The 8,170-nt window shown below is 36.6% G+C and carries 3 protein-coding genes and 4 pseudogenes; 1 reads left to right on the top strand and 6 read right to left on the bottom strand.

Going from position 1 to position 8,170, the window contains the following annotated elements:
* Positions 1-82: 82 nt before the first annotated feature.
* The 3 genes and pseudogenes from AFK68_RS20545 to AFK68_RS20555 all read right to left on the bottom strand — a co-directional run bounded on the left by AFK68_RS20545 (position 83) and on the right by AFK68_RS20555 (position 4,978).
* Positions 83-685, bottom strand: a complete 603-nt coding sequence (locus AFK68_RS20545; RefSeq protein ID WP_094674650.1) for a condensation domain-containing protein — start codon at positions 683-685, stop codon at positions 83-85.
* Positions 686-780: 95 nt separating this feature from the next.
* Positions 781-1,128 (bottom strand): annotated as a pseudogene (locus tag AFK68_RS39370) (hypothetical protein); the annotation flags it as partial.
* Positions 1,129-2,017: 889 nt separating this feature from the next.
* On the bottom strand, positions 2,018-4,978 hold the full coding sequence (locus AFK68_RS20555; RefSeq protein WP_094674652.1) for an alpha/beta fold hydrolase: 2,961 nt from the start codon (positions 4,976-4,978) through the stop codon (positions 2,018-2,020).
* A gap of 403 nt (positions 4,979-5,381) precedes the next feature.
* On the opposite strand from AFK68_RS20555, the pseudogene AFK68_RS42150 reads away from it, so the two are divergent.
* Positions 5,382-6,131: pseudogene (locus AFK68_RS42150) on the top strand (FkbM family methyltransferase).
* 310 nt (positions 6,132-6,441) lie between these two features.
* Here AFK68_RS42150 and AFK68_RS20565 read toward each other — a convergent pair.
* The 3 genes and pseudogenes from AFK68_RS20565 to AFK68_RS45880 all read right to left on the bottom strand — a co-directional run.
* On the bottom strand, positions 6,442-6,933 hold a 492-nt coding region (locus AFK68_RS20565; RefSeq protein ID WP_305778148.1), incomplete at its 5' end, for a glycosyltransferase.
* Between the two features lies 1 nt (position 6,934).
* Positions 6,935-7,603, bottom strand: a pseudogene (locus tag AFK68_RS20570) (glycosyltransferase); the annotation flags it as partial.
* A 74-nt stretch (positions 7,604-7,677) separates the two neighbouring features.
* Positions 7,678-8,132 (bottom strand): annotated as a pseudogene (locus AFK68_RS45880) (glycosyltransferase); the annotation flags it as partial.
* Positions 8,133-8,170: the final 38 nt, after the last annotated feature.

Consider the following 8,170-nt stretch of genomic DNA (forward strand, 5'->3'; position numbering starts at 1 on the left):
TCTTGTTTTAAGGCTCGTTCAATATTTAGCATTCTTCTGGCCAATTTCTGCTTGAACCATTTTACCTTATTTCCCAACAACTCTATTGTGGAACTATAGTTTGTTTTTCTTTTGTTAACTGATGATTTTCAATTGCTTTTTCATTTATAATATTAAAATTAACTAGGTCTTCTACTGGAGGAAGCAGTTTGAGAGATTCTACTGTAGATACATTCTCTCCATCAGTAATTTGCTGACAATAAAATGCCAATTCATCAATAAATTGCATACATGATATACCATCAACAATTCCATGATGAAAAGTCATAATTATTTCACAGCTATTGTGATGAGAGTCAGGATATAAAATCGTTAAACGACACAGAGGATTTTTTCCGTTTGTAAATTTTGTATGTAGTTCCTTTTCAGCAAATTTAATCGCTTCATTATCATCTTGTTTGTATATAATTTGTAGAGGAATTGCTGTTATTCCTTCTGATTGAAAATAAAACTCATCATTAGATTCAACAATGTAAACTTGAAGTATGGGATGGCGCTGTTGAACTAATTTAAGAGCTTGTTTAACAGTATCAGGTGTTAAAAATCCTTCAAGATAAACAACATTGACAATTAGTCCACCCCCCACTTCATGTCCTAGTGTCATAAATTTTTCTAATAAAGCAAGTTTTCTGTTGACAGATTTCATTTTAATTTTCTCTAATTTTAAAGTTATAGCCCTACGCGATAGGGAATAGCAGGCTGTTAAATGGTTTTAGGATTTATAAATGTCCTAATATTTGTTTAGACTGCCATACATGGATATAAAGTAAGTAAGTTGGCATGAATCAACCTAAATTTGAAGAAACATTCTACTATCTCCCTTCCTTTGACCAAAGTAGAAGTATTTAAGCAGACATGAAATAAAAAGTCCTTAGCTACTACTCTGTAATTAACTGAATTGGGAGTTTTCATAACAAATGAAAATTCCCTTGTCCCTTCTACAAAGAGATTAATTGTATAGCGCAAAGCAGCTAACCCGCTGAGTTTACTCAGGTGATTTAAAGATTCTGCTATTTTCTCTTGAGGATATTCTTCTGTACCATAGAGAAGAAATTCTAATCCTGCTGCTAGTGTCTTAGCTTCAACATTNAGATTAATTGTATAGCGCAAAGCAGCTAACCCGCTGAGTTTACTCAGGTGATTTAAAGATTCTGCTATTTTCTCTTGAGGATATTCTTCTGTACCATAGAGAAGAAATTCTAATCCTGCTGCTAGTGTCTTAGCTTCAACATTCGGTCTCCCTATAATCGTAACACGATGACCACGCCTTTTCAATTCTTGCCCCAAGGGAAGCATTGTATTTAGGTGTCCAGTCGATCCTGGACATATCAGACCAAAATTAGTCATAGTAAGTCTTTTCCCTACTCTTCAGATTTTTTATATTCATAGTCATACGAAACCGCATTTATCAAGGAAACCTTGAGGTTTGAGAGATAATAAAGTTGTTGGGAATTAAGCTAAAAAAATGGCTAAAACCCTTATTTGTCAAAGTTTATAGCGCTTTTCTGCACTAAAATTATGAAAACCTTATAGAATAAGCTTTTGAGCATTGTTCAATTTTTATTTCCCAACAACTCTAATAATTAAGGAATAAACCCGGTTTCTTGGTTAGGAAAGCGTAAGTCCTAACCAGTTACATAAATAGCAAATTTTCATGGCATATCAAAACTAATTTTCAGAGTCATAGTTAAATCTGCTTGCTACGGTTCCCGAGAAATCGGAGTAAAAAGAAACCGGGTTTGTGGGAGGTAAATGTTAGTATTCTAGGGCATTTGATACAAACCCGGTTTCTCTGCTTTTTTATACCTATACTACCGGATTTGATATCATATAGAAATAAAGGCGTTGCTGAATCTAAGGTATGAAAATAAAATTTGAGCTTTTTTTCTGGCTCTATTTTATTTAAGTCCCATTATTGAATAGTTTAGCAACTACCAAACAATACAAATCATACCCAAAATCAGCAATGCCCAAACTTTCATGCCATATCAAGACGAATTTTCAGACCTTGCGCTAAAACTTGCACATTGGGTTCAAGCATCATAGTAATATGATCCCCAGGAACAGTCTCAACTTCCACAGAACGTTGAGAAAGTTGCTCCCAACCCAAATATGAGTTCTTTTGCAGTTGGTTGCGAATAGCATCAGTCAGACCAAGAGGAGTATTCCAAACACGAACATCACTACTACGGAAAAGAGCAATAGGAGTCGGATAAAGTTTCTCTGGGTGATAATTACCCATAGCATAAATACTAGCTTTTAAAACTTTGACAAAACCATGTACTTGTCTTTTTGCTGCCTCAGAAGGACGCACATGAAGCTTTTTCACTAATCTTTCCGTCACATAATTTAATTGCTCATCAGGAGAGAAAACCTTCAGATCGTCGTAGGATATCTCTAAATTTTCCTTTAAAAAGTATTCAAATAACTTTACAACCTGACTCATATATTTAGTATCATCCCAACCCGCAATAATGAAACTACTAAATATAGGAGCTGGAATATCAAAAACAGCAAGTAAACCAATTTCATCTCCCTGTTTTTGTAACTGTTGGGATATTTCAAAAGCTACTTGCCCACCGAAAGAATGACCCCCCAAAAAATAAGGACCTTTGGGTTGAATATTTTTTAATGCGTCGATATAGTCAGCAGCGATCGCCTGTACATTTGTGTGAGGTTCTGCTTTATCGTCCATTCCTCGTGCTTGTAGTCCGTAAAATGGTTGGTCTTGACCGAGATGAAAAGCTAGAGAGTGCAGATAAAATGCAGTTCCTACACCCCCAGGAATACAGAAAAAAGGAGGTTTAGAACCCTTTGGTTGAATTGCTATTACTGGAGAAGCAAAACCTGAATCTAAATTTTCATCGGCAACTAACCCAATATCATAATTTGTAGCAGGTTCTGGCGAAAGCACTTCTGTTGCCAAATAATTAGCTAAAGCTGCAACTGTGGGATACTCAAAAATTAGTGTTGCCTTAAAAGAAGTTCCCAAACTATCTTGGAGAATATCGCTTAACTCAACAGTCGTCAAAGAATCTAATCCCATGCTAGTTAAAGGTTGTTCCCAGTCTAATTGAGATGGGTTTACTTGGAGAATATTTGAGATTAAAATCTGAAGATGGGATATTAGTAATTCCTCACGTTTTTCAGGTGTAGTCGCTAAGAGTGTTTTTCTATCCAAGAAAGCTTGCTTTTCCTTTTCTAGTAAATCAAAATCTTGGAAGATACTACTACCGACAACATCAAGACTTCCCTCCAGAAAACCTGCTTTACAAGCATGACGCTGAATTTTATTACTAGAAGTTTTCGGGATAGTTCCTGTTTTCAGTAATGATACCCCATAAACTTGTAACTGATGCTGTTGGGATACAGCTTGACGGATAGCATTAACAACCTCATCTACATCCAATTGCTCTAAGTAACTTTCCTGAACCTCCTGAACAATAACCAGTCTTTCCTCACTTTCCACTTCTACAGAAAACGCTGCACCACAACTAGGTCGTAAAGCTTGATGACTCCTATCTACTGTTAACTCAATATCCTGGGGATAATGGTTGCTACCTCGGATAATAATTAAATCTTTGAGACGACCAGTGACAAACAATTCATGATCAAGCAAAAATCCTAAGTCACCAGTTCTGAGAAACGGACCTTCCTGTGTATCTTTTAAATAACCTTGAAAAGTTTCTGCGGTTGCTTCTGGTTTATTCCAATAACCTTGAGCAACACTGGGACTAGATATCCAAATTTCTCCTACTTGGTTGCTCGAACATTCGGTTAAAGTTTCCGGGTTAACAATGATGATTTTTTCATCTGAACCAGCACGACCGCAACTAACAATTTTTTGCGTACTTTCGCTCTCATAAGTTGCTACTCTAATCTGATTTTTAGTAAATTCAGCTTTGTCAATATTCAGGATAACTGGGGTTTCTGCTTTTATTCCTAAAGTCATACTAACGACGCTTTCTGCCATCCCATAACCTACGGTAAAAGCTTCCCGACGAAAGCCATAGGGTCCAAAAGTGGAGGCAAACCGCTCAATAGTTTCTGCTCGAACAGGTTCAGCACCGCTAGCAGCTAACTCCCAACTACTGAGGTCAAGTGTTTCCCGTTCTTCAGGGGTTGTTTGGAAACAAACTAAGTCATAAGCAAAGTTAGGAGCTAAACTTTGAGTAGCTTTGTAACGAGAAATAGCCATTAACCACCGGAAAGGTTTTTGCAGAAAATCCAATGGTGACATAATTTTAACAGGGAAATTAACGTAGAGAGGTTGTAGAACTCCGACCAACAACCCTGTATTGTGACCAAAGGGCAACCAAGTCACTGTATGACTTTCAGGTGTAGTCCCAGACTGCTCATAACCCATAGCTAAATTGTGCAGAATATTCTTGTGACTTATCATTACCCCTTTGGGTTTTCCAGTGGAACCAGAAGTGTATTGCAGAAAAGCGAGGGTATCACTGTTGATATTAGGTTCTTGCCATTGCGACTCCAGGTTTTGAGCAATAATGTTGTTGGCATCTAGCAACTGCATTTTTGCTAATGTAGAATTTTCAGCAAAGCGACCTTTTAAGTAAGCTAACAGAGGTGTAGTGGTAAGGGCAAACTTTACTTGAGCATCTGTTGCAATTGATTCTAATCTTGAGAGAGACTGGTTAGGCCGAGGTGGATAGGCAGGTATAGCGATCGCTCCCGCATACAAACAGCCAAAAAATCCGGCCATAAATTCTAGTCCAGGGGGGTACAATAGTAAGACTCTTTCACCTTTAGCATCTAGGGACTGGAGATTGGCTGCTATGGCCTTGGCCTGTTGTTCTAATATTTCATAGGTCAGACTATTGCTTTCTGTTTCACCATCTTGGAGAAAAGTATAGGTTTGTTGCTGTGGTTGATTTATCGTTCTATGGTGTAGGAGGTCTATTAAAGTGTTAAATTGCATAATTAAAAAGCTAAAAATCCTTATTTTGTAATTTCAGGGTGAATACCTCTGTCATGTTTTTCAATGTCGTAAATAGTTTAACATGAATATGTATTTTCGGNGTTCTATGGTGTAGGAGGTCTATTAAAGTGTTAAATTGCATAATTAAAAAGCTAAAAATCCTTATTTTGTAATTTCAGGGTGAATACCTCTGTCATGTTTTTCAATGTCGTAAATAGTTTAACATGAATATGTATTTGTTTAAAGTCTAAAGTAATATTTTTTTTAGAGATATATAGTTAGTAAAAATTGCTAATTCAATTTTGAAGGGCGATCGCGAACCTAAAGGAACAACTTATGCTAGATTAGGATTTAGGATTATTGATTATTAGACATTAGGAGGTTGATTATGACTATAAAAAAAATGACTTTTTCTAATAATTTAGAGTGTTACTATATTAGTAGTCAGGAGGAAACTGAATTTATTTTTTCAGAAATATTTACTGAACAGCAATATCTTCAACATGGCATTGTTATCAATGAAGGAGACTGTATTTTTGATGTAGGTGCAAATATTGGACTGTTTCCTATATTTTTCAACCAATTGTTTCATTCTCTGAAAATTTATTGTTTTGAACCTATTCAACCAATTTTTGAAGTATTATCAGAGAACATTCACTTACATTCAATGAAAAATGTAATTTTATTTAATTATGGCATAAGTTCTGAAAATCAGGATGAAGTTATCTTTACTTTTTACCCCAATCTGGCAGGTAATTCAACAGCAAAACCTCTCGAAAAACTCGAAAAATTAGAACAACGAGATGGGATGGAATCTTTATTTAGTCAATAGCAGGTAGATTATTTTTATCAAAATCAAGAAGTTCGGGGTGAACTGAGAACTTTATCTTCAGTTATTAATGAATTAGAAATTAAGACCATAGACTTATTGAAAATAGATGTAGAAGGCTTGGAATATGAAGTTTTACAAGGGATAGAAGAAAACGATTGGATGAAAATTAAGCAAATTGTCGCTGAAGTTCATAATACAGAAGGAAGACTAGAGAAAGTAGAGAAAATGCTAATTGCCAATGGATTCGAGATAAAAATTGAAAAGAATAATCTTTTGTCTGATAGGTTCAACAACTTGAATTTATACGCTATTCGCCGATAAACTTAAGGTAAGTTTTTACCTGATTAATTATTCTTAAATAGAGCTTGCTAAATCAATAAATAATTTAGCAAATCCTATTTAAAAGTTTTTGTTTGTAGTAGGGCTTGAGCAACATCTATAGTTATTGCTCAAGCCCTACTACGAGCTTTAATTATAACTATTCAACCGGACATGATATAAGAGCTTTAATTATAATAACTATGTAACTAAACATGATATTAATTCTTGTAGTAAAGGCAGGATTATGTTTAGATTTCCTCTCAAATATATAGGACAGATAGCACCAAAATGAGTCATAAGAAATTTTTTCTTACTTAATATTTTCTGCTAAGACTGGTTTTCCTGTTAATACTGCCCGTTCAATAATATCAGCAGCACGGGTTACTCCACCCGATCGCTTAATTGCTTCCTGTAGTCTCAAAGCATTTTCTTTATATGACGGTTGTGTTAGTACCTGAGAAATTGCTTTTCTTAATCGAGGTACAGTCAAACGCTTCAGTGGTATAGCTTCCCCAGCTCCAGTCCAAGCTATTCGTGCTGCTACTCCCGGTTGGTCGAGGGCAATAGGAATAGCAACCATTGGTACTGCATTGTTTAAACATTCTAGAGTAGTGTTGAGACCTGCATGAGTAATAGTCAGAGTAACTTTTTGCAGCAGTTCTAACTGGGGTGCATATTTGACAACTAAAGGATTTCCCGGTAAGTTGGGTAGAGATTCTGGAGTAGCTGAACCCCCCAGAGAAATAACTAACTGAGCATCCAACCCTTCACAAGCTGCTGCAATTTTCTCAAAGACATCAACNACATTCTAGAGTAGTGTTGAGACCTGCATGAGTAATAGTCAGAGTAACTTTTTGCAGCAGTTCTAACTGGGGTGCATATTTGACAACTAAAGGATTTCCCGGTAAGTTGGGTAGAGATTCTGGAGTAGCTGAACCCCCCAGAGAAATAACTAACTGAGCATCCAACCCTTCACAAGCTGCTGCAATTTTCTCAAAGACATCAACAAAATGATTTACTAAGCTTCCCAGAGAAGCGTAAATAAAAGGTTTCCCAGTCAACTTATCCCAAGGGAATGGAACAGGTTCTCTAGTACCTGAATAATGATATGGTCCAGTGAAATGAAACCACTCCGGCAAATTTTCCCTGGGAAATTCTAACTCAGCAGGTTGTTGACTAATTTGAGCTAATTGGGAATATACATCATTAGGATGAGAATACAAAGGTAAATTCCATTGGTGACGGTACTCAGCTATCAAATCTCTAACAGGTTTTCTGAGGCGTCCAGACCAAGTGTAAGCACATCGGTTACGAAGTTTTCCCCACCAAGCAGGGTTATATTCCCAACTGGTAAAGTGAGGTGGAACCGCAGGATCTTGATGAAATACTACTGCACTACAGATGGTCACAAAAGGAATTTCCAAAATATCGGCGATCGTTCCTCCTGCAATTGAAATTGAGTCAATTAGCAAAGCATCTATACCAGCATTTTTGATAAGTTGTGGAGCATCCCTAAGTAAAACATTCGCCCCATTTTTTTTGAGCNCTGGTAAAGTGAGGTGGAACCGCAGGATCTTGATGAAATACTACTGCACTACAGATGGTCACAAAAGGAATTTCCAAAATATCGGCGATCGTTCCTCCTGCAATTGAAATTGAGTCAATTAGCAAAGCATCTATACCAGCATTTTTGATAAGTTGTGGAGCATCCCTAAGTAAAACATTCGCCCCATTTTTTTTGAGCTTAATACCATAACGCAAAGCAGCTATTCCACTGAGTTGACTCAAACGATGCAAAGATTTTTTCATCGCCTCTGGAGAAAGCTCTTCTTTCCCATAGCCAAGAAATTCTAGTCCAGCTGCTAGTACCTTGTCTTCATAACCAACTATTCCAATAAAGGTGACGCGATGACCCCGCCTTTTTAATTCTTGTGCCAAAGGTAGCATTGGGTTTAGATGTCCTGTAAAATATGCAGGACAGATAGCACCAAAATGAGCCATAATTAGTTTTTTCCTAGTTATATAGTTCCTGTTAAGAC

The sequence above is a fragment of the Hydrocoleum sp. CS-953 genome (genome assembly GCF_002260545.1).
Taxonomy (GTDB): Bacteria; Cyanobacteriota; Cyanobacteriia; order Cyanobacteriales; family Microcoleaceae; genus Trichodesmium.

What these genes read in the sequence shown, in the direction of transcription:
- AFK68_RS20545 (WP_094674650.1), bottom strand. Translation starts at nt 685, where the DNA reads ATGAAATCTGTCAACAGAAAACTTGCTTTATTAGAAAAATTTATGACA.
- AFK68_RS20555 (WP_094674652.1), bottom strand. Translation starts at nt 4,978, where the DNA reads ATGCAATTTAACACTTTAATAGACCTCCTACACCATAGAACGATAAAT.